The organism is Isoptericola sp. b408 (assembly GCF_030588085.1).
GTDB classification, from domain to species: domain Bacteria; phylum Actinomycetota; class Actinomycetes; order Actinomycetales; family Cellulomonadaceae; genus Isoptericola; species Isoptericola sediminis.
This window is the reverse complement of record NZ_JAUQYQ010000002.1, coordinates 80,760-102,973: the sequence shown is the minus strand read 5'-3', so window position 1 is coordinate 102,973 and position 22,214 is coordinate 80,760. Positions and strand designations below refer to the sequence as shown.

The 22,214-nt window shown below is 74.6% G+C and carries 26 protein-coding genes; 8 read left to right on the top strand and 18 right to left on the bottom strand.

Features of this window, described 5'->3' with window-relative positions; translation table 11 throughout:
• Positions 1–69: 69 nt before the first annotated feature.
• From Q6347_RS06100 to Q6347_RS06090, 3 genes are read left to right on the top strand one after another with little or no spacing between them, the layout of a single operon-like run.
• Positions 70–609 carry a hypothetical protein gene (locus Q6347_RS06100; RefSeq protein WP_369810813.1) on the top strand — a complete coding sequence of 180 codons (540 nt, stop codon included), beginning with the start codon at positions 70–72 and terminating at the stop codon, positions 607–609.
• Complete coding sequence (locus tag Q6347_RS06095) at positions 606–989, top strand: BlaI/MecI/CopY family transcriptional regulator (protein WP_171247202.1); 384 nt, start codon at positions 606–608, stop codon at positions 987–989. The genes Q6347_RS06100 and Q6347_RS06095 overlap by 4 nt, the downstream gene beginning before the upstream one ends.
• On the top strand, positions 986–1,954 hold the full coding sequence (locus tag Q6347_RS06090) for a M56 family metallopeptidase (RefSeq protein ID WP_304606928.1): 969 nt from the start codon (positions 986–988) through the stop codon (positions 1,952–1,954). The genes Q6347_RS06095 and Q6347_RS06090 overlap by 4 nt, the downstream gene beginning before the upstream one ends.
• 7 nt (positions 1,955–1,961) lie before the next feature.
• Here the strand turns inward: Q6347_RS06090 and Q6347_RS06085 are convergent, their stop codons facing one another.
• Positions 1,962–3,569: an NAD(P)/FAD-dependent oxidoreductase gene (locus Q6347_RS06085; RefSeq protein WP_304604368.1), complete on the bottom strand. Its 1,608-nt coding sequence runs from the start codon at positions 3,567–3,569 to the stop codon at positions 1,962–1,964.
• Between the two features lie 36 nt (positions 3,570–3,605).
• On the opposite strand from Q6347_RS06085, the gene Q6347_RS06080 reads away from it, so the two are divergent.
• Positions 3,606–4,550, top strand: coding sequence for an NAD(P)-dependent oxidoreductase (locus Q6347_RS06080; RefSeq protein ID WP_304604369.1), 945 nt, complete (start codon positions 3,606–3,608; stop codon positions 4,548–4,550).
• A gap of 21 nt (positions 4,551–4,571) precedes the next feature.
• On the opposite strand, the gene Q6347_RS06075 is transcribed toward Q6347_RS06080, so the two are convergent.
• The 13 genes from Q6347_RS06075 to Q6347_RS06015 all read right to left on the bottom strand — a co-directional run bounded on the left by Q6347_RS06075 (position 4,572) and on the right by Q6347_RS06015 (position 15,002).
• Entirely contained in the window at positions 4,572–4,904 is a 333-nt protein-coding gene (locus Q6347_RS06075) for a hypothetical protein (RefSeq protein WP_304604370.1), read from the bottom strand.
• A 67-nt stretch (positions 4,905–4,971) separates the two neighbouring features.
• Positions 4,972–5,709 (bottom strand): dienelactone hydrolase family protein, encoded by a 738-nt coding sequence (locus Q6347_RS06070; protein WP_304604371.1) that lies wholly within the window; start codon positions 5,707–5,709, stop codon positions 4,972–4,974.
• A gap of 67 nt (positions 5,710–5,776) precedes the next feature.
• A complete protein-coding gene (locus tag Q6347_RS06065; protein ID WP_304604372.1) occupies positions 5,777–6,142 on the bottom strand; it encodes a DUF488 domain-containing protein in 366 nt (121 codons plus the stop codon).
• A 9-nt stretch (positions 6,143–6,151) separates the two neighbouring features.
• A complete protein-coding gene (locus tag Q6347_RS06060; protein WP_304604373.1) occupies positions 6,152–6,547 on the bottom strand; it encodes a VOC family protein in 396 nt (131 codons plus the stop codon).
• Positions 6,548–6,598: 51 nt separating this feature from the next.
• On the bottom strand, positions 6,599–7,534 hold the full coding sequence (gene mutM / locus Q6347_RS06055) for a bifunctional DNA-formamidopyrimidine glycosylase/DNA-(apurinic or apyrimidinic site) lyase (protein WP_304604374.1): 936 nt from the start codon (positions 7,532–7,534) through the stop codon (positions 6,599–6,601).
• Positions 7,527–8,288 carry a ribonuclease III gene (rnc, locus tag Q6347_RS06050; protein ID WP_304604375.1) on the bottom strand — a complete coding sequence of 254 codons (762 nt, stop codon included), beginning with the start codon at positions 8,286–8,288 and terminating at the stop codon, positions 7,527–7,529. The genes mutM and rnc overlap by 8 nt, the downstream gene beginning before the upstream one ends.
• A gap of 1 nt (position 8,289) precedes the next feature.
• A complete protein-coding gene (gene rpmF / locus Q6347_RS06045) occupies positions 8,290–8,484 on the bottom strand; it encodes a 50S ribosomal protein L32 (protein WP_171247212.1) in 195 nt (64 codons plus the stop codon).
• A 2-nt stretch (positions 8,485–8,486) separates the two neighbouring features.
• Positions 8,487–9,038: a DUF177 domain-containing protein gene (locus Q6347_RS06040; protein WP_304604474.1), complete on the bottom strand. Its 552-nt coding sequence runs from the start codon at positions 9,036–9,038 to the stop codon at positions 8,487–8,489.
• A gap of 181 nt (positions 9,039–9,219) precedes the next feature.
• Positions 9,220–9,777 (bottom strand): hypothetical protein, encoded by a 558-nt coding sequence (locus Q6347_RS06035; RefSeq protein WP_304604376.1) that lies wholly within the window; start codon positions 9,775–9,777, stop codon positions 9,220–9,222.
• Positions 9,778–9,787: 10 nt separating this feature from the next.
• Positions 9,788–10,279 (bottom strand): pantetheine-phosphate adenylyltransferase, encoded by a 492-nt coding sequence (coaD, locus tag Q6347_RS06030; RefSeq protein ID WP_304604377.1) that lies wholly within the window; start codon positions 10,277–10,279, stop codon positions 9,788–9,790.
• Between the two features lie 23 nt (positions 10,280–10,302).
• Positions 10,303–10,902 carry a 16S rRNA (guanine(966)-N(2))-methyltransferase RsmD gene (gene rsmD, locus Q6347_RS06025; RefSeq protein WP_304604378.1) on the bottom strand — a complete coding sequence of 200 codons (600 nt, stop codon included), beginning with the start codon at positions 10,900–10,902 and terminating at the stop codon, positions 10,303–10,305.
• 135 nt (positions 10,903–11,037) lie between these two features.
• Complete coding sequence (locus tag Q6347_RS06020) at positions 11,038–13,299, bottom strand: ATP-dependent DNA helicase RecG (protein WP_304604379.1); 2,262 nt, start codon at positions 13,297–13,299, stop codon at positions 11,038–11,040.
• The gene (locus Q6347_RS06015) at positions 13,296–15,002 is read right to left on the bottom strand and encodes a DAK2 domain-containing protein (RefSeq protein ID WP_304606927.1); all 1,707 of its coding nucleotides are present in this window, start codon (positions 15,000–15,002) and stop codon (positions 13,296–13,298) included. Before Q6347_RS06015 ends, Q6347_RS06020 begins: the two co-directional genes overlap by 4 nt.
• Positions 15,003–15,174: 172 nt before the next feature.
• Between Q6347_RS06015 and rpmB the strand changes: the two genes are divergently transcribed.
• Together rpmB and Q6347_RS06005 are read left to right on the top strand one after the other, a co-directional pair.
• On the top strand, positions 15,175–15,366 hold the full coding sequence (rpmB, locus tag Q6347_RS06010; RefSeq protein ID WP_171247217.1) for a 50S ribosomal protein L28: 192 nt from the start codon (positions 15,175–15,177) through the stop codon (positions 15,364–15,366).
• Positions 15,367–15,534: 168 nt separating this feature from the next.
• Positions 15,535–16,062, top strand: a complete 528-nt coding sequence (locus Q6347_RS06005) for a GNAT family N-acetyltransferase (RefSeq protein ID WP_304604381.1) — start codon at positions 15,535–15,537, stop codon at positions 16,060–16,062.
• Positions 16,063–16,093: 31 nt separating this feature from the next.
• On the opposite strand, the gene Q6347_RS06000 is transcribed toward Q6347_RS06005, so the two are convergent.
• Complete coding sequence (locus Q6347_RS06000; protein ID WP_304604382.1) at positions 16,094–17,128, bottom strand: thiamine-phosphate kinase; 1,035 nt, start codon at positions 17,126–17,128, stop codon at positions 16,094–16,096.
• Between the two features lie 53 nt (positions 17,129–17,181).
• On the opposite strand from Q6347_RS06000, the gene Q6347_RS05995 reads away from it, so the two are divergent.
• Positions 17,182–17,649: a DUF3515 family protein gene (locus Q6347_RS05995; protein WP_304604383.1), complete on the top strand. Its 468-nt coding sequence runs from the start codon at positions 17,182–17,184 to the stop codon at positions 17,647–17,649.
• Position 17,650: 1 nt separating this feature from the next.
• Here Q6347_RS05995 and Q6347_RS05990 read toward each other — a convergent pair whose 3' ends face one another.
• From Q6347_RS05990 to Q6347_RS05980, 3 genes are all read right to left on the bottom strand, one after another.
• Positions 17,651–18,106 carry a hypothetical protein gene (locus tag Q6347_RS05990; protein ID WP_304606926.1) on the bottom strand — a complete coding sequence of 152 codons (456 nt, stop codon included), beginning with the start codon at positions 18,104–18,106 and terminating at the stop codon, positions 17,651–17,653.
• An 85-nt stretch (positions 18,107–18,191) separates the two neighbouring features.
• Complete coding sequence (locus tag Q6347_RS05985; RefSeq protein ID WP_171247219.1) at positions 18,192–19,328, bottom strand: D-alanine--D-alanine ligase family protein; 1,137 nt, start codon at positions 19,326–19,328, stop codon at positions 18,192–18,194.
• A 48-nt stretch (positions 19,329–19,376) separates the two neighbouring features.
• The gene (locus tag Q6347_RS05980) at positions 19,377–20,957 is read right to left on the bottom strand and encodes an AMP-binding protein (RefSeq protein WP_304606925.1); all 1,581 of its coding nucleotides are present in this window, start codon (positions 20,955–20,957) and stop codon (positions 19,377–19,379) included.
• Between the two features lie 98 nt (positions 20,958–21,055).
• On the opposite strand from Q6347_RS05980, the gene Q6347_RS05975 reads away from it, so the two are divergent.
• Positions 21,056–22,210: an acyl-CoA dehydrogenase family protein gene (locus tag Q6347_RS05975; RefSeq protein WP_304604386.1), complete on the top strand. Its 1,155-nt coding sequence runs from the start codon at positions 21,056–21,058 to the stop codon at positions 22,208–22,210.
• Positions 22,211–22,214 lie beyond the last annotated feature (4 nt).

Genomic DNA, 22,214 nt, shown 5'->3' with positions numbered 1-22,214 from the left:
CGGGAGGTCGGCTTACTATCTTGCGTAGTCGACTATGCACCATAGTCGACGATGGGTCATCATGGCACCGTGACTCCCGTGACACCGACCCGCGCCTCCTGGCGCGACACCGCCGGCCTCGCGCTGCTCGGCCTGCGCACCTGGACGCCACGTCAGCGCGTCGTCGCCGTCGGGGCGGCGCTCGCCGTCGGCCTGCTCATCGGGTGGGCGACCGTGCTGATCCCCAACCCCGTCTTCTCCCGGGAGATCCCCCCGGTGTGGTGGAACTACCCCGTGTGGATCCTCACCTCGGCGCTGTCCGGGATGCTCGTGGCCACCTACGTCCGCTCGGCGGCGCCGGACCCGGACGAGGCCCGGTCCAGCCGGCTCGGCATGGCCGGCGGCGTGCTGGCCTGGTTCGCCGTCGGCTGCCCCGTGTGCAACAAGCTCGCCCTGCTGGCCCTCGGCTACAGCGGTGCGATCACCTGGTTCGCCCCGGTCCAGCCGTTCCTCGGCCTGGCCGCTCTCGCGCTCACCGCCGTCGCGCTCGTGTGGCGGCTGCGCGGCCAGGTGGCCTGCCCGGCACCCCCGGCGGCGCCGGCACCCACGCCCGAGGGGGCTGCTCGATGACGGCGCGCGAGCACGACGAACCGGCCCGCCTGGGCACCCTCGAGGCCCAGGTCATGGACGTCCTGTGGGACTGCGGCGGCTGCACCGTCCGGCACGTCATCGACCGGCTCGGCGGCCGCCCCGCCTACACGACCATCGCCACGGTGCTCGGCAACCTCGAGCGCAAGGGCTTCGTGGAGCACGTGCGCGAGGGCCGCAGCGCCCGCTACCTGCCGGCCTCCAGCCGGTCCGAGCACGCCGCCGAGATCATGGAGCACGCACTGGCGAGCAGCGGCGACCGCGCGGCCTCGATCCTGCACTTCGTCGAGGCCATGCCCGAGAGCGACCGCGCCCTGCTGCGCGACTACCTCGCGGGGCAGGACGCGACGGGGTCCGCATGACGACCGCCGTCGCCGCCCTCGCCGGCCTGGGCATCGTCCTCGCGGCGCTGAGCGGTCCGTGGCTCGTCCGCCGTGCCGCGCCGGCCCTGGTCCGGGCACCGCTGACCGCGGCCGTCGTGCTCACCGGCGGCGTCCTGCTCTGGCTGGCCGCCGTGCTCGCCGTCGGTCCGATGCTCGCCTGGACCCTCTCCGGTCCCGCCGTGCTGCCCGGGGCGGCGGGTGACGTGTGCCGGCGGTGCCTGGCCGCGGCCGACCCGTTCGCCGGCACCCCGCTCGACACCGCCGTGCCCGTGGTGCTGCTGCTGGCGGTGCCCGCCGTCGTCGCCGGGGTGCTGGCCACCGTGCTCGGGCGCGACCTGCTGCGGCGCCGACGCGAGACCGCCCGGACGGCCGCCGTCCTGCGGTCCACCGGTGCGCCGCGGGTCGTCGGCGGGCACCGGGTGCTGGTCGTGCCCGACGACGCGGCGGCCGCGTTCGCCCTGCCGGCCCGGCACGGCGGCGTCGTGGTGACGACCGGTGCCCTCGAGGCCCTCGACGACACAGGGCTCGCCGCCGTCCTCGCCCACGAGGACGCCCACCTGCGCCAGCGCCACCACCTCGTGGCGGCGGTCGTCGAGGCCCTGGCGACCCACCTGCGCTGGATCCCCGTGGTGGCCGCCGTCGCGGACGCCGTGCCCACCTACCTGGAGATCGCCGCCGACGACGTCGCCCGGCACCGCGTCGGCACGACCGCGCTCGCCGGGGCGCTGCTCACGCTCGGCGACGCCCCTGACCGTGCCCCGGTCGCCGTCGGTGCCCTGCACGCCGGCGGACCGGACCGGATCCGGCACCTCGTCGCTCCCGGGACGGCGTCCGCCGGCACCTGGCCGGCCGTCGCCGTCGGGGCGCACCTCGGGGTGCTCGCCGCCGTGGCCCTGGCCGTCCACGTGCCGTACGCGGGCGCCCTGCTCTCGGGGTGCGCCTAGTCACGCCTCAGTCGAGCAGCGCCATGGCGGCCGCCCGGCCCGGGATGCCGCTCACTCCCCCGCCGCGGCGCGCACCGGCCCCGGCGAGCAGGACCTGGGGGTGCAGCGTCTCCACGCCCCAGGTCCCCGGGGCGTCGAGTCCCTCGGGGTCGGTGTCCTCGTCCGCCCACGGCCACGACAGGTCACGGTGGAAGATGTGCCCGCCGGGCAGCCCGACGCTGCGCTCCAGGTCCACCGGCGTGCGCGCCTCGAGGCAGGGCTCGCCGTCCGGGCCCCGCCACAGCACGTCCTCGATCGGCTCGGCCAGCACGGAGTCCAGGGAACGCAGGGTGGCCGCGAGCGCCGCCTCGCGGGCGGTGTCGTGGTCCTCCCGGAACAGCCGGGCGGGCATGTGCAGCCCGAACAGCGTCAGCGTCTGCGCCCCGGCGGCCCGCAGGTCGGGACCCAGGATCGTGTCGTCCGTCAGGGAGTGGCAGTAGATCTCGCACGGCGGCGTCTCGGGGATCCGGCCGGCCGCGGCCTGGGCGTGGGCGGTCTGCAGCTCGTCGAAGGACTCGTGCACGTGGAAGGTCCCGCTGAACGCGGCGACCGGGTCGACGTCCTCGCGCAGCCGCGGCAGCCGACGCAGCAGCATGTTGACCTTGAGCTGGGCACCCTCGGGCGCCGCGGCCGTGGCCCGGCCCGACGGCGTCGCGCCGGCGGCGTCGAGCAGCGCGTCCAGCACGCTGGGGGCCGCCCCGCTGACGACCGCCCCGGCCCGCACCCCGCGGGTCCGCCCGCCGTCCGCGGTCCACGCGACCTCGGCGTCCCCGCCGGTCGGCCCGGGGTCGACCGCCGTCACGTCGGCACCGGTGACGATCGTCGCCCCGGCGGCGAGCGCCGCGTCGCGCAGCGCACCGGAGACCGCCCCCATCCCGCCGACGGGCACGTCCCAGTCCCCCGTGCCGCCGCCGATCACGTGGTAGAGGAAGCAGCGGTTCTGGATCAGCGAGGCCTCGTCCAGGTCGGCGAAGGTCCCGATGAGACCGTCCGTGGCCGCCACGCCGCGCACGACGTCGGCGTCGAACCGCTCGCGCAGCGTCCGGCCGAGCGGCTGTTCGACGACGGCCCGCCACAGGGCGTCGTCGCCCACCCGGGCGCGTGCCTCGGCCGCGGACAGCAGCGGCTCGGTGACCGTGGGGAAGACTCGACCCGCCAGCCGCTCCAGGTCGGCGGACAGCTCCTGCCAGCGGGTGTGGTCGCGCCCCGCCCCGATCGCCTCGAACGAGGCCCGGGTGGCGTCGTCGGACCCGGTGTCCACCAGCAGGCCGCGGTCGCCCACGGGCGTGTAGGAGGAGTAGCGGCGCCGGGCCAGACGCAGCGACAGCCCGAGCTCGTCGACGACCTGGCGCGGCATGAGCGAGACCAGGTAGGAGTACCGCGACAGCCGCGCGTCCACGCCGTCGAACACCGGGGCCGAGACGGACGCCCCGCCGACGTGGTCGAGCCGTTCGAGCAGCAGCACCGACCGGCCGGCCCGGGCGAGGTAGGCGGCGGCCGTCAGGCCGTTGTGCCCTCCCCCGACGACCACGACGTCGTAGCGGGCGGCGGTGCGGGGCGGAGGCGCAGGTTCCATGCGGGTCATCGTGGCACGGCGGGTAACGTCACCGCCGTGAAGATCCTCGTGCCGAGCAACGTGCCCTTCGACCTGACCGTCGACGTCGAGGGGGTGGACGCCGTCGGCTACGTCATGCGTGAGGAGATCCCCGCCGCGCACGTGGACGCCGAGGCGATCGTCACCTGGGCGAGCCCGCAGCGGGTCATGGACGACGCCGCGCGCCGGCTGACGAACCTGCGCTGGGTGCAGACCCTCAACGCGGGCCCCGACCAGGCGCTCGCCACCGGCTTCGCCCCCGAGGTGGTCATCTCCTCCGGGCGCAGCCTGCACGACGCGACCGTGGCCGAGCACACCCTCGCCCTGCTGCTCGCCTCCGTCCGGCGGATCGACCGCACGCTGGAGGCGCAGCGCCGGCACGCGTGGGACCGGGACCTCGGTCGCGAGCAGGCCCGCGACGAGCAGGCGTTCACGCTGCACGGCGCGCACGTCGTGATCTGGGGCTTCGGGTCGATCGCTGCTCGGCTCACCCCGCTGCTCGAGGCCCTGGGCGCCCACGTCACGGGCGTGGCGTCGTCGGGCGGTGAGCGGTACGGCCGTCCGGTGGTCGGCCAGGACCGCCTGGCCGAGCTGCTGCCGACGACGGACGTGCTGATCTCCCTGCTGCCCGCGACCGCGGCCACCCACCACGCGCTGGACGCGTCGGTCCTCGCGCTGCTGCCGGCCCACGCCCGGTTCGTCAACGCCGGACGCGGCACCACGGTCGACGAGGCGGCCCTGGCCGAGGCGCTGCGCTCGGGATCGATCGCCGGGGCCGCCCTCGACGTCACCGAGACCGAGCCGCTGCCCGCCGACTCCGCGCTCTGGGACACCCCGCACCTGATCCTCACCCCGCACGTCGCGGGCGGGCGGCCGCAGGAGGCGTCCGCGTTCGTCACCGCGCAGGTGCGGCGGTGGCGCGAGGGCGGGGCCGCGGCGCTGGAGAACGTCGTCGCGCGCTGACCGGCCGCCGGGGCGGAAGGCTCACGACCCGGCGGTCTCGGGAGCGGCGGGCATCCGCTGCTGACGTCGGTACCGGCGCTCCTGGACGAGGGTCGCGACGATGGTCACGCCGAAGAACAGCCCGACCGCGCGCAGCCGGTCCTCCACCGAGGACGTCGCCAGCACGGCCACGAGCAGGACGAGCACGGCCCCGAGGTAGAGCGCGAACCACCCGTGCTGCCGCGGGTCCCGCAGGTCTCGGGCCTCCCAGTAGCGTCCGGTGAGGAACGACGCCGCCATCGGCCCCGCGAGCGTCGTCAGCGAGCCGATCATCTGGGCGTCGTCCACGCGGTCTCCTTCGACGGTGCTGGTCACGGCGGTCCGAGCCTAGGGCCTCCGCCGAGTGCGCGGTAGGGCACGCGGCGATGCGACCGGTGCCGGGTCACGAGCGGTGCCCGTCGTCGCTCGACCCGAGGTGCTCGTCGAAGAAGGCCACGATGCGCCGGCGCGCGGCGTCGGCGGAGTCGGCGTGGTAGCCGGACCGGACGAACCGCCCCGGGACGAGCGCCCACAGCGGCATCTCCTCGCGGGGGTGGTCGTTGAGGAACGAGTGCCCGGCACCCTCGTAGACGGTGACCTGGTGCGGGACCTCGGCGCGGGTCAGGGCCCGCTCGAGCCGGGCGGGGGCATCGGCCAGGCTGCGGTCCAGCGCCCCGTAGCTGCCGAGGACCGGGCAGGCGTCGGCGAGGAGCTCGTCCGCGTCCTCGGGGACACCGCCGTAGTTGACGCTCGCCGCCTGGTACCGGCCGCCGCCCGCGAGCAGCACCGCGAAACCGCCGCCGAGGCAGAAGCCGATGACGCCCACCCGCCCGGTGCAGTCCTCGTGGGCGGCCAGCCAGGACCGGGTCGCCTCGAGCTCGTCGAACCCGCGGCCCCGGCGGCGCACGAGGGAGCGCATCGCCGACACCACGCACCACAGCCGCGGCCCGTGGTGCAGCAGGTCGGGCGCGACGGCGAGGAACCCGTGGTCGGCGAGCCACTCGCACTGGCGACGCAGGTCGCTCGTCATGCCCAGGGCGTCGTGGATCACCACCACGCCCGGCCACGGCGGTCTCCCGGCAGGACGCGCGAGGTAGACCGGCAGCCGGCCGTCGTCCGTCTCCACGGTCGTCAGGGACATGGGCTCAGCCACCCTCCATGAAGCGGTTCCGCTCTAGCGTAGTGACGCGGACGGGCCACGCCCGCTGTCAGCGCCCGGGGTCGTCGGCGAGCAGCTCGGCCAGCACCGGCAGGTGGCTGCCGTCGACCTCGCGGGTGGAGGTCACCAGCGTGACCGTTCCCTGTCGCGCGATGTCGCGCAGCTCGGCGAGTGCGTCCGCCCCCGGCCCCGGCGTCTCCAGCTCGGCCCGGTACCGGTCACGGAACTCGGCGGCACGGTCCGGGTCGTGGGAGTACCAGCGACGCAGCTCGGTCGAGGGCGCGACGTCCTGGAGCCAGACGCCGACCCGTGGGTCGCCCTTGCGCACGCCCCGCGGCCAGAGCCGGTCGGCCAGCACCCGACGGCCGTCGTCGGGACCGGGCTCGGTGTACACACGCGCGAGGTGCACCGTCATGGTCCGAGCCTAGGGCGCGGAGTCCACCGGCAGCAGGTCGAGCCGCCGACGCAGCAGGCAGAACTCGTTGCCCTCGGGGTCGGCGAGCACGTGCCACGGCTCGTCGCCCGTCTGGCCGACGTCGGCCGGGCGTGCACCCAGCGCCAGGAGACGCTCGAGCTCGGCGTCCTGGTCACGGTCGGTCGGGTTGACGTCGAGGTGCAGCCGCGGCTTCGCCGGCTCGGGGTCCGGGTGCGGACTGAGGATGATCGTCGGCTGCGGGCCACCGAACCCGGACCGCGGCCCGATCTCCAGGGCGCCGTGGTCCTCGTCGAGCACCACGTAGTCGAGGACCTCGCACCAGAACCTCGCCAACGCCTCGGGGTCCTTGCACTCGAGCACCAGCTCGCTGAGTCGACACGCCATGGTCGCGACCCTAGGGGTGCCCGTCGGCGGACGCGAGGGAATTCTGCGCGGTCACCAGCGGCCGTGGCGGGGGCGCGGCTGGCAGCGCGGGCAGGTGTACGACGACCGGTTCATGAACTCGTCCCGGCGCACGGGCGTCCCGCAGCGCGGGCAGGCCTCGCCGAGGCGGCCGTAGACGGCCAGCGACCGCGAGAAGTAGCCGGACTCGCCGTTGACGTTGACGTACAGGGCGTCGAAGCTCGTGCCGCCCTGCGTCAGCGCCTCGGCCATGACCTCCGTGGCGGCGTCGAGCACGCGCCGCACGACGGGGCGCGTCATCGTGTCCGTCGCCCGGGCGTAGTGCACGCGGGCCCGCCACAGGGCCTCGTCGGCGTAGATGTTGCCCACCCCGGACACGACGGTCTGGTCGAGCAGCGCCCGCTTGATCCCGGTCCGACGCCGGCGGATGCGTTCGACCAGCGTGTCCCGGTCGAGCGCGGGGTCGAGCAGGTCGCGGCCGATGTGCGCCACGGGTTCCGGCACCGCGGCCAGCGGGCTGCCGTGCCCGCCGGGTGCGCCGTCCGGCGTCGGGGCGAGGTCGGTGACGGAGAGGTGCCCGAAGGTGCGCTGGTCGACGAAGTCCAGGTAGTGCGCCCCCGACGGCGCCTCGTCCAGGTGGACCCTGACCCGCAGGTGGGGGTGCGCCCACTCCCCCGCGACGGCCGGATCGCGCACGAGGAGCTGGCCGGACATGCCCAGGTGCGCCAGCAGCGCGGACGCCGGGTCGCCCGTGGCGGCGGGGTCGGTCAGCGGGAGCCAGAGGTACTTGCCGCGGCGCGCGGCGCCGGCCAGCCGGCGGCCGCTGAGCTGGTCGGCGAACCCGGTCGGCCCGCCCTCGTGCCGGCGCACGGAGTAGTCCCGGAACACCTCGACGTCGCGCACGACGGCGCCGGTCACGAGCCGGTCGAGGCCGTCGCGGACGGTCTCGACCTCGGGGAGCTCAGGCACCGGCCGGCTGCTCCCCCGGACGGGCGCCCGCGTCCTGCGCCTGGCCCGGCAGCGGCAGGGCGATCACGGCGCGGTAGGCCTGCGCGGCGGCGGCCTGCTCGGCGTGCTTCTTCGCGGTGCCCTCGCCGAACCCCGTCACGGGACCGGCGGTGACCTGCGCCGAGAAGCGGCGGGCGTGCTCGGGGCCCTCACCGGTGACCTCGTAGACGGGGGCGTCGAACCCGCGCTCGGCGACCGCCTCCTGCAGGGAGGTCTTCCAGTCCAGCCCGGCCCCGAGGTCGGCCGCCGCCTCCATCGTGTCGTCGACCAGCCGGAGGACCAGCTCGCGCGCGACCTCGAGGCCGTGCGAGAGGTAGGTGGCTCCGAGCAGCGCCTCGACGGTGTCGGACAGGATCGAGTCCTTGTCGAACCCGCGGGTGCGCTTCTCGCCCTTGCCCAGCAGGACGTAGCGGCCCAGCTCGAGCCGGCGGGCCACCGCCGCGAGGGACCGCTGCGAGACCGTCGCCGCCCGCATCTTCGCGAGCTCGCCCTCGGGCTTGTCCGGATGGCGCCGGTACAGCGCCTCGGTCACCACCAGCCCGAGCACCGTGTCCCCGAGGAACTCGAGGCGCTCGTTGGTGGGGATCCCGCCGGCCTCGTGCGCGAACGACCGGTGGGTCAGGGCAAGCACGAGAAGCTCGGGATCCAGATGGACCCCGAGCTTCTCGAGAAGTGCTGACGGCTCCGGACGTTCTCCGTTGCCGCGTGCAGGCATGTCAGCCCGCGTGCTCGGTGCGCAGCGCCTCGGCGTACTGACGGCCCTTGTAGGAGCCGCAGGTCGGGCACGCGGCGTGCGACAGCTTCTGGCCCTTGCACTGGGGGCAGGTCGCGAGCGGCGCTGCGGTGGTCTTCCACTGCGAGCGGCGCGCGCGGGTGTTGCTGCGCGACATCTTGCGCTTGGGAACAGCCACGGTCAGCTCTCTTTCGTCTCGTCGGACACGCTCGACTCCTCGAGCATGGTCTGCAGCGCCGCCCATCGGGGGTCGACGATGTCGTGGTGGTGCTCGGGGTCGTCCTCCAGCCGTGCTCCGCACTCGGAGCACAGACCGGGGCAGTCCGGCCGGCACAGCGGTTGAAATGGTAGTGCAGTGACCAGGGAATCCCGAACCACGGGTTCGATGTCCGCCTGGTCGTCGATCAGCAGGGCCTCGTCCTCGGCCTCCTCGTCCCCGGCTTCCTCGGCGGCCTCGGCGCGCTCGGGGTAGACGAAGAGCTCCTGGACACGGACGGTGACCTCCTGGGAGATCGGGTCCAGGCATCGCGCGCACTCACCGACGGCGGTGCCGCGCACGACGCCGGAGACGAGCACGCCCTCCATGACGGCCTCGAGACGCAGCCCGAGGGTCAGGTCGGCGCCCTCGGGCACCCCGATGACCGCCGTGCCCAGGTCTGCGGGCGCGGCGACGACGGTCGCGACCTCCCGCATGGTTCCGGGACGCCGCGTGAGCTCGTGCGTGTCGAGCACGAGCGGCGAGCGCTTGGCGGTGGTGATGGTGATGCTCCAGACGACGGCGCCGAGCACGGCGCGGTGTGCAGGTGGGACGGTCCTCACGGACCAGCGGTTCAGTCTACGCGATCGCCCCGCGCGGGCCAACGCACCGACGACGTGACGTACGCAACGGCGCCGGCCCCGTCGACCGCCGGCGTCAGGCGCTGCGGCGGTCGCCCGGGTCGTCCTCGTCCGGCCACTCGGGGTCGGAGACCGCGTCCCAGCGCACGCGCGGCGACCCCGTGCCCAGACGCTCGGCCAGCTTCGACCGGCCCGCCCGGACCTGGGTGGTCAGCCGCCCCAGGTCGGCCTCGAAGTCGGCCAGCCGACCGTCGCAGTACTCGTCGGCGTCGGCGCGCAGCGCCGCGGCCCTGCGCTCCGCCTCGGCGACGATGTCCGCCGCGCGGGACTCCGCCTGGACGACGACCTGCTCGTCCTGCACCAGCTCGATGGCGCGCGCCCGCGCCGTGGCCACGATCTCCTCGGCACGGCGGTGGGCGTCCTCGAGGGTGCGTTCGGCGTCCGCCAGCACCTCGTCCGCCCGGGCGACCTGGGTGGGCAGGTTGTCGCGCAGCTCGGCCACGAGCCCCAGCGCCTGGTCGCGGTCGATCTTGATGTTGGTCGACAGCGGTGACGTGCGCGCTTCCTCCACGAGGGCGGCCAGGTCGTCGATGATCTCCAGCAGTCCGGCCGTCGGGTTCGGGGTGTCGGTCATGTCGTGCTCCTCACGCACGGTGCGCCACGGTGGAGCGCACCGCCTCGGCCGCGGCGGACGGGACGAGATCGTCGATCGGCCCGCCGTGCCGGGCGATGTCCTTGACCAGCGACGACGCCACGTGCGCGTACCGCGGCTCCGCCGGCAGGAAGATCGTCTCCACACCGCTCAGGTGGCGGTTCATCAGGGCCATGGGGTGCTCACCGTCGAAGTCGGCGCCGCCGCGCAGCCCCTTGACGACGGCGGCTGCCCCGACCTCGCGGCAGAAGTCCACCAGCAGGCCCGGGACCACGTCGACGCGGACGTCGGCGGTCTCAGGGTCGTCCGCGACGGCGGCACGCACCAGGTCGACCCGCTGGTCGGCGGTCAGCAGGGCGTTCTTGGCGGCGTTGCGGGCGACCCCCACCACGACGACGTCGAACAGGCGGTTCGCCCGACGCACGATGTCGAGGTGCCCGAGCGTGATCGGGTCGAAGGACCCGGGACAGACGGCGATGCTCACGTCGCCCACGGTAGGTCGGGCGGTCACGTTTCCGTGGGACCTTCCTCGGCCTGCCGCCGTTCGGCGTAGTGCACGACCGTGTCCCCGTACCGCTTGGCCGACAGCTCGACGAGCGCGTCCGGCCAGACGAAGGGTGCGCCCCGCCGGGCCTGCTCGAGGACGACGACGGCGTCGGGCGCCAGCACGCCCGGGACGGCCAGGTCGGCGAGCACCCGGTTGAGCACGCCCGGGTCCAGGTCGTAGGGCGGGTCGATGAGCACGAGGTCGAACCCGTCGCCGGGCCCACCGTCGGCCGCGATCCGGGCCGTCGCCCGCTCAGCCGGTTCGGCGAGCACGCGCACGACGCGGTCCAGGCCGAGGTCGGCGGCGTTGCGGCGGGCGATGTCGGCGGCCTGCCGCGCCGCGTCGACGAGCAGGACCTCGACCGCGCCGCGGCTGGCGGCCTCGAGGCCGAGCGCGCCCGACCCCGCGAAGAGGTCCAGCACACGGGCGCCGTCGACGACGCCGAGGTGCTCGAGCCGCGAGAACATCGCCTCCCGGACGCGTTCGCTGGTGGGGCGGGTGCCCGACGGCGGCACGGTCAACGACCGCCCACCGACGGTTCCGGCGACGATCCTGGTCATGGCCCGGACTCTACCTGCGCCCACCACCGACCGTTGTGGGCATGAAATCTGCAGCCCCGGTCCGCCGGGGTGCTGCAGATTTCATGCCCACAACGGTCGGTGGGGCACGACGGCGTCGGGAGCGGATCGGCGCGCTCAGGCGCGCTCGAGGAACTCCTCCTGCTCGGCGTCGAGCTGGACGGCGATCGCCGCGGCCAGCACGGGGTGCTGACCGAGGCCGGGGTCGGCGTCGACGACCCCGGTGGCCTCGGTGCGCGCCGAGTCGATGAGGTCGGCGTCCTGGACCACGCGGAGCAGGCGCAGGGAGCTGGTGCGTCCGGACTGCGCGGCGCCGAGCACGTCGCCCTCGGAACGCAGCTCGAGGTCGAGGGTGGCGAGCTCGAACCCATCGGTGGTGGCGGCCAGCGCCTCGACGCGGGCGGCGGCCGGGGTGCCGGGCCGCGCGGTCGACACCAGCAGGCACAGGCCCGGGTCGGCTCCGCGACCGATGCGGCCCCGCAGCTGGTGGAGCTGGGAGATGCCGAACCGGTCGGCGTCGAAGACCACCATGACGGTGGCCTCGGGCACGTCGACACCGACCTCGACGACGGTCGTGGACACCAGCACGGGTGCCTGGCCGGCGGCGAACCGCGCCATCGCGGACTCCTTGTCGGCGGGTGCCATCTGGCCGTGCAGCACCCCGACCTCGACGCCCGCGAGCCGCGGCTCGGCGCGCAGCGACTCCGCGACCTCGAGCACGGCACGCAGCGGGGCTCGGTCGGTGCCACCGCCGTCGGGCTCGGTGAGCTCGAGGAACTCCGGGACCTCGTCGAAGTCCTGTCCCGCCCCCGCCCGCCGTGCCGAGGCGTCGCCGTCGTCGTCGGGATGGATGCGCGGGCACACCACGTAGGCCCGCCGGCCGGCGTCGACCTCCTCGCGGACCTTCTCCCACACCCGTTGCATCCACCGGGGGTTGTCCGCGGGGACGACGTGGGAGGTGATGCCGGAGCGCCCCGCCGGGATCTCGGTGAGGGTCGAGGTGGTGAGGTCGCCGAACACCGTCATCGCCACCGTGCGCGGGATGGGTGTGGCGGTCATGACCAGCAGGTGCGGGGCCACCCGGGCCTTGGCCCGCAGGGCGTCCCGCTGCTCGACGCCGAACCGGTGCTGCTCGTCGACGACGACCAGCCCCAGGTCGGCGAACTGCACCTGGTCGCCCAGCAGCGCGTGCGTGCCCACGACGATCCCCGCCTCGCCGCCGGCGGCGTCCAGCAGCGCCTCCTTGCGGGCGGCCGCGTTCAGCGAGCCGGTGAGCAGGGCGACGCGGGTGCCGTGGGCCGCTCCGCCGAGCAGGCCGCCCTCGGCGAGCGGGCCCAGCATCGCGCGCAGCGTGCGGGCGTGCTGCGCGGCGAGCACCTCGGTGGGGGCGAGCAGCGCCGCCTGCCCACCGGCATCGATGACCTGCAGCATCGCCCGCAGCGCCACGACCGTCTTGCCGGATCCCACCTCGCCCTGCAGCAGGCGCTGCATCGGGCGCGGGCGGGCGAGCTCGCCGGCGATCTCGTCCCCCACCGCGCGCTGGCCCCCGGTGAGCGTGAACGGCAGGGCGGCGTCGAAGTCGGCGAGCAGACCGCCCTCGCCGTCGGGGCGGGGCGGCCGCGCGGTGGCCTCCTGCTCGGCGACGGCGGAGCGACGCTGGGCGAGCGCCGCCTGCAGCACGAAGGCCTCCTCGAACCGCAGCCGGCGCCGTCCCGCCTGCCAGTCCTGCGCCGCCTCCGGCACGTGCACGGCACGCAGGGCGTCCAGCCGGGTCGGCAGCGCCAGCCGGGTGCGGACCTCGTCCGGGACGGGGTCGGGCACGTCGTCCTCCGTGAGCGGGTCCAGGACGGTGCGCACGGCCCGCTGGATGCGCCACGTCGGCACCGCGGCGGTGGCCGGGTAGATCGGGATCGGGCGCGAGGCCTCGCTCAGGGCGGACTCGTCGTCGTCGGCGTCGACCCCGACCAGCACGTAGTCCGGGTGGGTGAGCTGGCGGGTGCCGCGGTACTCGGAGACCACACCGGTGAACAGCCCCGACCGCCCCGGACGCAGCTTGTCCTCGTGCGGGCGCAGCGCGCCGGGGCGCTTGGCGAAGAAGGTCAGGGCCAGCTCGTGCCGTCCGTCGGTCACCGTCGCCTGCAGCAGGGCGCCGCCGCGGCTGCGCATCGGGCGCACCGTGGCGCTCGCGACGCGTGCCATCACGGTGACGTGCTCCCCGAGCTGCAGGCGGTCCATGTCGGTGAGGGTGCCGGGTTCGCCGTAACGGCGCGGGTAGTGCCGGAGCAGGTCGTCGATCGTGACCAGACCCATCTTCTCGAGCGGCCCCGCGGCCCGCTTGCCCAGGGTGGCGGTCAGCGGCTCGGACAGCCGCGGGGTCATCGCCCGCCCCCGTCGCGCAGGGGCAGCAGCGCGTCGTCGACGACGTCCTCGACCGGCTCGACGCCGATCCCGACCCGGTCACCCGGGCGGCCGGTGGCGAGCACGACGACGTCGGCCCCGGGCGCGCACGCGGCGGCCCGGTCCACGACCTGCCCCAGCACGACCGCTCCGACGTCGGCGTCGGGCAGCACGGCGACGATCCCGGGGTCCTCGCACTCCTCGACCAACCGGGCGACGGCGGTCGCGGCGTCGGCGGCGGCCACCCGGTCGGCCCGCAGCCGCCGGTGCGCCGACAGCACCACGCCCGGCACGTCGAGGGCGTCCCCGCCGGCCCGCACCGCGTCCAGCGCACCGGCGAGCGCCGACACCGCGGTGACGAGGTGGACGTCGTCGGGGGCCGGCACCGCCGCGAGCCGGGGCTGGTCACCCGGACCCCCGTGGGCGACGTCCCGGGCGACCAGGTCGTCGATCGCGTCGTCCAGCCCCTCCAGCAGCTCCGGCGAGGCCATGACGAGCACGTTCGGGGTCCCGGCAGCGACCGCCGCCTGCGCCAGGTCGTCGACGGCGGGAGCGGTGTCGAGGTCCAGCAGCACGACCGCACCGCCGGTGGCGAGCTCGGCGGCCAGCGCCGGTGCCGAGGTCGTCACCACCACGGCCCAGTCGGTGGGGGGCACCGCGAGGTGGCGCACGTGGACGTGGGAGATGGCGCCCCGCTCGGCCCAGCGTCGGGGCACCGCCAGGGCCGCGTCGAGGTCCGGTGCGTGCACGTGCGCCTGCCAGAGCGAGTCCACGTCGTCGGCGCTGCCGCCGACCACGACGACGGAGTTGCCGACCCGGTCGAGGTCGGCACGCAGGGCGTCGGCCACGGCCCCCGGGACGAACCCGTCCGCGTCGGCGGAGCGGTGCAGCACGAACATCAGCTCGACCTCGTCGAGGCCGCCGGACTCCGGTTCGGCGACGTCGGCGGGCACCTCCGCCGCCACGTCGTCGCCGACGGGGGCGTGGCCGCGCAGGTCCATGTCGAGCAGCACGGGCGCCGTGGCACCGGGCTCCGGCGAGACCCCCGCCTCTCCCGCAGCCTGCTGGGCGGCGGCCAGGGACGCGAGCACCAGGACCAGGCCGCAGGCCCCGGCGTCGAGCACCCCGGCGTCGCGCAGGGGCGCCAGCGACCCGACGCTGCGCAGGGCCGCCTCCCGCGCCCCTCGCCGGGCGGCGTCGAGCACGCTGAGCCGTCGCGGCGCCCCGAGCGGCCCCACCATGCCACCGGCCTCGGCGTGCCGGGCAGCGGCCGCCGCGGCGTCGGCGGCCGTGAGGATCGTGCCGGGCATCGGGTGCGCCACGGCGCGGCGGGCCGACCGTGCCGCGACGTCCAGACCGACTCCCAAGGTGTCCTGCCGGCTCGCGGCGACCGCGAACCCGCGCAGCCACTCGCTGAGGATGACCCCGGAGTTGCCGCGGGCGCCGAGCAGGGCGGCCCGGGCGGCGACCCGCAGCAGCTTGGCCCCGCCGCTGCCGGCATCCGCGTCGTGGACAGCCCCGGCGGCCTCGCGCACGGTCAGGTACATGTTGGTCCCCGTGTCGCCGTCGGCGACGGGGAACACGTTGACCCCGTCGAGCTCCGGTCGGGCGGTGTCGAGGGCCTCGACCACCGTGTGCGCCCAGGTGCGCACCACGACGGCGTCCAGGAGCTCGGGCTGATCCACGCTGCCCACCGTAGCGGTGACGGAGGGCACGTCGCGGGAGCGTTGAGGGTTTCCGCGGCGATCCGCTATCATCATGTGGTTGCCTGGACTCCGGGCACCCCCCAAGACCACCGACCTTCACGTCCTGCTGCCCTGCTGGCGCGCGACGTGACACGACGATTCAGGAGACACCGTGGCTGCCAACTGCGACGTCTGCGGCAAGGGCCCGGGCTTCGGGCACAGCGTTTCGCACTCCCACATCCGGACCAAGCGCCGCTGGAACCCGAACATCCAGCGCGTGCGCGCCGTCGTCGCGGGCACCCCCAAGCGCGTGAACGTGTGCACCTCGTGCCTCAAGGCCGGCAAGGTGCAGCGCCAGGCCTGAGCCTCCGCCGCACGGCGACATCATCGACAGACGCCCGTCGGGTCCGACCCGGCGGGCGTCTGTCGTGCGATCACGGCCCGTGAACCGCCGCCCATGAACTGCAAAGAGTTCGTGAACCGTTCACCAATACCTCTTGGCGTGCCCGGCGGACCGTGGCAGTCTGAATCCATGATGGTCGAGACCGACAACGACGTGGTGATCCGTTCGGCGAACCCCTCGGACGCCGGCGCCATCGCCCGGGTGCACCTGACCTCGTGGCGCAGCGCGTACGCCCACGTCCTGCCGTCCGACTACCTCGACTCCCTCGACGTGGACGAGCAGACCCGGACCTGGGAGAAGTCCCTCGGCCAGGAGAACAGCACGACCGTCGTCGCCGAGGCCGACGGGCGCACGCTCGGCTTCGCGAGCTGGGGGCCGTCCCGCGACGAGGACGCCGAGGACGGCTGCCTCGAGCTCTACGCGATCTACCTCGACCCGGAGTCCTGGGGTCGCGGCGTGGCCCGCGACCTGATGCGCACGATGCTCGGGGAGGTCGGCCCGCAGGCCCGCATCACCCTGTGGGTGCTGTCCGAGAACGCCCGGGCCCACCACTTCTACCGGCGGCACGGCTTCCAGCCCGACGGGATCGAGCGCATGGAGGACTACGCCGACGTGCCCGTGACCGAGGTCCGCTTCGTCCGGGAGCCCGAGCGCTGACCCGGAGCGCAGCCGACGGTACGCGCCAGGATCAGGGACGGAAGTGGTCCCACCCGGTCGCGACGTGCGGGACCTCGCCGTCGAGCAGCACGCGCGGCGCGTCGTCCGCCGGCGCCCTGACGTCGCCGACCAGCCGGAAGCCGTTCGGCAGCCCCCGGTCGGCCACCTCCGCGGGGAAGGTCGCGAGCAGCCCGTGGTCCTCTCCCCCGGACAGCACCCAGGTCCGCGCCCGGTCGGCCCCGTCGGGATCCTCCGTCGCCACGGCGACCTCGACGGCGGCAGGGACCAGCGCGGTCACGTCGCGCATCAACGCACCCTCGGCGAGGTCGACGTCCACACCGCTGGCGCGGGCGAGCCGGCCCGCGTCCCGCAGCAGCCCGTCCGAGACGTCGAGCATTGCCGTCGCCCCCGCGAGCGCCGCCGCGGGCCCGGCCTCGAGCGGGGCCTCCGGGCGCAGGTACGCGGCGACGTAGGGCGTGCGTGACGTCGCGGCGCCGGGCGCACCGTCGTCGGGCGTCGCCGCTCCGCTGGTGAGCAGGTCGAACCCGGCGGCCGAGGCGCCGAGCACGCCGGCGTGCGCGACGACGTCGCCCGGACGCGCACCCGATCGCAGCACCGGCGCCCGCCCGGCGAGGTCGCCGTGGACCGTGACGGACACGACCACCGCGTCACCGCCGGACAGGTCGCCGCCGACGACCGTCGCCGGACCGGAGGCGTCGGCCAGACCACGCGCGAGGTCGGTCACCCACTGCACCGGCAGGTCGGCAGGCATCACCAGGGAGACCACCATGGACGTCGCGCGCGCTCCCATGGCAGCGACGTCGGCGAGGTTCTGGACCGCCGCCCGGTACCCGACGTCGTACCCGCCCGACCACTCGCGGCGGAAGTGGCGGCCCTCGACGAGGACGTCCGTGGTCACGACGAAACGTCCGTCGGCGGCGCGCACCACCGCCGCGTCGTCACCCGGCCCGACGTCGACCCCCTCGCCGACGGGCAGGAGCGGGAAGATGCGTGCCAGGAGCGCGGTCTCGTCGAGGTCGCGCACGCGCAGGATGGGGTCGGTCACGACCGAACCCTAACCGGACGCCGGGCCGTGACGGAGACGGTTACCGTAGGCACGTGCTCGTCCGTCGACTCGCCGCCCTGCTCGCCCCGCCGTGCCTCGTGCTGCTCGCCGGCTGCACCCCGACGATCGGGGTCGAGCCGGGCGAGGACGCCGCGAACCCCGACTGCGCACCCGTGATGCTGGCACTGCCGGACGTCGTCGCCGGGGACCTGGAGCGCGCCGACGTCAACGCCCAGTCGACGGCCGCCTGGGGCTCACCGGGCGCCGCGGTCACGCTGCGGTGCGGGGTCGAGGAGCCGGGCCCCTCCCCGGACTGCCAGCGGATCGACACGGCCAACGGTTCCGTGGACTGGGTCGTGGAGACCAACGACAGCGGCACCTGGCGTTTCACGACCTACGGCCGGACCCCCGCGATCGACGTGACCGTGCCGCCGTCGGTGACGACGGACCACTCGACGTCGTTCATCGCCGACCTGACGTCCGCCGTCTCCCTGATCCCGGCGACCAGGAGCTGCACCTGAGCTAGCCGAGCTCCGCCCGCCACAGCTCCAGACCCGGCTCACCGGCCTCGACGCAGGCGTCGGCGACGTCACCCACGGCGCCGCGCAGGTCGTCGTGCTCGCCGCCCGCACCGACGACGGCGTCACCACTGGTCCACGCCGTCCCGTCGTCCGCTACGAGGCGCCCGTCGTCCGCCACCGAGAACCCGGCGGGCCAGACGACCACCCGCACGTCGTCGGAATCCGCCTCGGACGCGAGGCCCCAGCAGCCGTCGTCGTCGAGGGCCAGCACACCGGCCCATGCGGCGTCCATGCCGCCCTGCCTGACCAGCTGGACCAGGGCGACGTGACCGCCGGCCTCCTCCACGCGCACCCCCGTCAGCGCACCGCAGGCACCGGTCGGCAGGAGCAGGCCGGCGACCGTGGTCGTCGTGATCGACCGGTGCACGGCACCGCACACAGCCCACCGTCGCGCCATCGCACGCCTCCTCGACCGGACATGGTCAACGTAGCGGCACGGACGGTCCGACGCACCGGCGTCGTGCCGGCGTCCGACGAGCAGGTCAGCGCAGCCCGGTCGGCCTCTCGAGGGCGAGCTGGATCAGCTCGTCGACCAGCGCCGGGTAGCTCATCCCGGTCGCCTCCCACATGCGCGGGTACATCGAGAACGGGGTGAACCCCGGCATGGTGTTGATCTCGTTGACGACGACCTGCTGCTCGGGCGTGACGAACACGTCGACGCGCGACAGCCCCTCGGCCTCCACGGCCTCGAAGGTGCGGACGGCGAGGTCGCGGACCTCGGCGATCACCGGCTCGGGGAGGTCGGCGGGGCACGACAGCTCGACGTGCGCCTCGTCGAGGTACTTGGCCTCGAAGTCGTAGAAGGCGTGCGTGCCGTCCACGACGATCTCCCCGGGCAGCGACGCCCGCGCGCGGTCTCCGCCGCGGCCGCCGAGCACCGCGCACTCGATCTCGCGGCCCTCGATCCCGGCCTCCACGATCACCTTCGGGTCGTGCTCGCGGGCCTCCTCCACGGCGGCCGGCAGGTCCTCGAGCACGTCCACCCGGGTGATGCCGAGCGACGACCCCGCCCGGGCGGGCTTGACGAAGACGGGCAGCCCGAGCCGCTCGACGCGGGCGACGCAGGCCTCGGGGTCGGCGTCCCAGTCGTGGGGCTTGATGACCTCGTAGGGCCCGACGGGGATGCCGTGCCCGGCCAGGACGAGCTTCATGAAGTGCTTGTCCATCCCGACCGCGGACGCCAGCACCCCGGCGCCGACGTACCGCACGTCGGCCAGCTCCAGCAGCCCCTGGACCGTGCCGTCCTCGCCGAACGGCCCGTGCAGCAGCGGGAAGACGACGTCGACCTGACCGAGCACGTCGGGGACCTGCCCGGGCTCCAGCGTGCGCAGGGTGCGCTCGCCCGCCGTCAGGGACAGGACCACCTCGGCACCCTCGTCGGAGGTCACCTCGGGCAGCCGGCCCGCCGTGATCCTCCAGCGCTCGGCGTCGTCCTCGGCGACCACCCAGCGCCCGGCGCGGGTGATCCCGATCGGGACGACGTCGTAGGCGTCACGGTCGATCGCGCCGAGCACCCCGGCGGCGGTGGCGGCGGAGATCGCGTGCTCGCCGGAACGGCCTCCGAACAGGAGGGCGACGCGCGGCTTGCGCGGGGGCGCGGAGGGCTGGGTCTCGGGCATCGGCCCGACCCTACCGGACCGCTCACCCGCTCCGGCACGCGGTCGCCGTCACGCCGCGCGCAGCTCCTTGCGCAGGATCTTGCCCGACGCCGACTTGGGGACGGCGTGGGTGAACTGCACGGCACGGACCTTCTTGTAGGGCGCGACCCGGGCGGCCACGTACTCCATCACGTCCTCCGCGCTGAGCTCCGCGCCCTCAGCCCGCACGACGAACGCCTTGGGGATCTCCTCGCCGTCGTCGTCGACCACCCCGATGACGGCGGCGTCGGCGATCTGCGGGTGGGACAGCAGCAACGCCTCGAGCTCGGCGGGCGGCACCTGGTATCCCTTGTACTTGATCAGCTCCTTGAGCCGGTCGACGACGTGGAACACGCCCTCGGCGTCGACGGTCACCACGTCCCCGGTGTGCAGGAACCCGTCGGCGTCGATGGTGTCGCGCGTCTCGGCCTCGTTGCCCAGGTAGCCGACCATGACGTTCGGGCCGGCGCAGAGCAGCTCGCCGGGAGCGCTCGTGCCCTCGGCCGGCTGCTCGATCTCCTCACCGGTGGCGGGGTCCACGACCTTGGCCAGCATGTTGGGCACCAGCAGCCCGATCGAGCCGGGATCGATGTCGTCCCGGTCGAACGGCACGACGTGGGAGACGGGTGACATCTCGCTCATGCCGTAGCCCTGCATGACACGGGCCCGGGGCAGCCGTTCGCCGACGGCTGCCGCGAGCTGGGCGTCGAACGGTGCGGCGCCGGACATCATGATCCGCACGCTGGACAGGTCGGCCTCGAGCGCGAGCGGGTGCTTGGCGAGCGCCAGCGCGATGGGCGGGGCGACGAACAGCACGGTCGCCCGGTGCTCGGTGATGACGCGCAGGTACTCCGGCAGGTCGAACCGGGGCATCGTCACCACGGTGGACCGCTGGTGCAGGGCGCAGTTCATGAGCACGGTCATGCCGTAGATGTGGAAGAACGGCAGGACCGCCGGGACCACGTCGTCGCGCACCAGCGGGATGTAGGGCTCGGACTGCAGGACGTTGGCCACGAGGTTGCGGTGCGTCAGCATCACACCCTTGGGCAGGCCGGTCGTGCCCGAGGAGTACGGCAGCACCGCCAGGTGGGTGGCGGGGTCGAAGGACACCTCCGGGGCGGGGGCGCCGGCCGCGAGGAGGTCGCGCAGGTTCGAGTACCCCTCGGCGCCGTCCATGACGACGACGTCGTCGCGCGAGAGCCCGGCGGCCTCGGCGCCCTCCGTGGCCTGCGCCAGCAGGGGCGACACGGTGATCAGCGCCTTCGACCCGGAGGCGGTGAGCTGCTTGCCCACCTCGGGCCCGGAGGCGAGCGCGTTGAGCGTGGTGACGGTGACACCGGCCCGCAGCAGTCCGTGGAAGACGCTGATGAAGGCCGGGACGTTCGGGCTGTGCAGGGCGACCACGTCACCGACGCCGAGGCCGCGGGCCGCGACGGCACCGGCGACGGCGTCCACCTGGGCGCGCAGGGCACCGAAGGTCGTGGCCTCGCCGGTCGGGCCGTCGACGACGGCGGTCCTGCCGAGGTCCTCCTCGGTCAGGGAACCGAACAGGAAGTCGTACAGGCTGAGGTCGGGGATCTCGACATCCGGGTGCGGGCTTCGGACGACCAACGGTGGCTCCTCTCTCCGACGCGGTCCTCGGCGACCGCTGCTGGCGCCACCCTAGCCCGGCGTCGGTCGGCAGCCCGCACCGATGTTTGAATCGGGGCATGACGACGCTGCTCTCCGACGACCTGCTGGCCACCATCCGTGGCCGGGCCGCGATCCACGACCGGGAGAACTCGTTCTTCGCCGACGACCTGGACGACCTGCGGACCGCCGGCTATCTCGGGGCGCTCGTGCCGACCTCGACGGGCGGGCGGGGACTCTCCCTGCGCGAGCTGTGCCACGAGCAGTCCCGGCTGGCCGGGGCGGCACCGGCCACCGCGCTGGCCGTCAACATGCACCACGTGTGGACGGGCGTCGCCCGCTACCTGCACGAGCGGGGCGACGACACGCTCGACTGGCTCCTCGCCGAGGCGGCGGCCGGGGAGGTCTTCGGGTTCGGGTACTCCGAGGCCGGCAACGACCTCGTGCTGCTGGGGTCGCGCACCGAGGCCCGGCCCGACGGCGAGGGTGGCTACACCTTCCACGGCCGCAAGATCTTCACGTCGAACTCCCCGGGGTGGACCCGGCTGGGCGTCATGGGGCTGGACAGCACGACCGACCCGGACGACCCGCGCATCGTGCACGCCTTCATCACGCGCGACGGCGGCGGGTTCGAGATCCTCGACGACTGGGACACGATCGGCATGCGGGCGTCGCAGTCGTGCACCACGGTGCTCGACGGTGCGCACGCCCCCGCCGAACGGGTCATGCGTCGGATCGCGCCGGGTCCGAGCCTGGACCCCTACGTGCTGGGGATCTTCACCAGCTTCGAGATCCTGCTCGCCGCCGTGTACGCGGGCATCGCCGACCGCGCGCTCGAGCTGGCGGTGTCCACGGTGGAGCGGCGCACCTCGATGAAGACCGGCAAGGCGTACTCCCAGGACCCGGACATCCGCCGGCGCATCGCCGCCGCGGCGCTGGCCCAGGACGGGATCTGGCCCCAGATCGACCAGATCGCCGGCGGGATCGACGCCCTCGAGGACCGGGGCGCCGGGTGGTTCCGCGCGACGTCGGGCCTGAAGATCCGCGCGACCGAGACCGCCCGCGACGTGGTCGACGAGGCGATCCGCTGCTCGGGCGGCTCGACGTACTTCCACCGCTCGGAGCTGGGGCGCCTCTACCGGGACGTGCTGGCCGGCATCTTCCAGCCCAGCGACGACGAGTCGGCGCACGCCCAGGTGGCCCAGTCCCTGCTCGGTCCGCTCCGGCAGGACTGAGTCC

Excerpts from the sequence above, each read along its gene's own strand:
- Q6347_RS06095 (WP_171247202.1), top strand. The coding sequence starts at position 606 with ATGACGGCGCGCGAGCACGACGAACCGGCCCGCCTGGGCACCCTCGAG.
- Q6347_RS06090 (WP_304606928.1), top strand. The coding sequence starts at position 986 with ATGACGACCGCCGTCGCCGCCCTCGCCGGCCTGGGCATCGTCCTCGCG.
- Q6347_RS06085 (WP_304604368.1), bottom strand. The coding sequence starts at position 3,569 with ATGGAACCTGCGCCTCCGCCCCGCACCGCCGCCCGCTACGACGTCGTG.
- Q6347_RS06070 (WP_304604371.1), bottom strand. The coding sequence starts at position 5,709 with ATGTCCCTGACGACCGTGGAGACGGACGACGGCCGGCTGCCGGTCTAC.
- Q6347_RS06065 (WP_304604372.1), bottom strand. The coding sequence starts at position 6,142 with ATGACGGTGCACCTCGCGCGTGTGTACACCGAGCCCGGTCCCGACGAC.
- Q6347_RS06060 (WP_304604373.1), bottom strand. The coding sequence starts at position 6,547 with ATGGCGTGTCGACTCAGCGAGCTGGTGCTCGAGTGCAAGGACCCCGAG.
- rnc (WP_304604375.1), bottom strand. The coding sequence starts at position 8,288 with ATGCCTGCACGCGGCAACGGAGAACGTCCGGAGCCGTCAGCACTTCTC.
- Q6347_RS06035 (WP_304604376.1), bottom strand. The coding sequence starts at position 9,777 with ATGACCGACACCCCGAACCCGACGGCCGGACTGCTGGAGATCATCGAC.
- rsmD (WP_304604378.1), bottom strand. The coding sequence starts at position 10,902 with ATGACCAGGATCGTCGCCGGAACCGTCGGTGGGCGGTCGTTGACCGTG.
- Q6347_RS06020 (WP_304604379.1), bottom strand. The coding sequence starts at position 13,299 with ATGACCCCGCGGCTGTCCGAGCCGCTGACCGCCACCCTGGGCAAGCGG.
- Q6347_RS06005 (WP_304604381.1), top strand. The coding sequence starts at position 15,535 with ATGATGGTCGAGACCGACAACGACGTGGTGATCCGTTCGGCGAACCCC.
- Q6347_RS05990 (WP_304606926.1), bottom strand. The coding sequence starts at position 18,106 with ATGGCGCGACGGTGGGCTGTGTGCGGTGCCGTGCACCGGTCGATCACG.
- Q6347_RS05985 (WP_171247219.1), bottom strand. The coding sequence starts at position 19,328 with ATGCCCGAGACCCAGCCCTCCGCGCCCCCGCGCAAGCCGCGCGTCGCC.
- Q6347_RS05975 (WP_304604386.1), top strand. The coding sequence starts at position 21,056 with ATGACGACGCTGCTCTCCGACGACCTGCTGGCCACCATCCGTGGCCGG.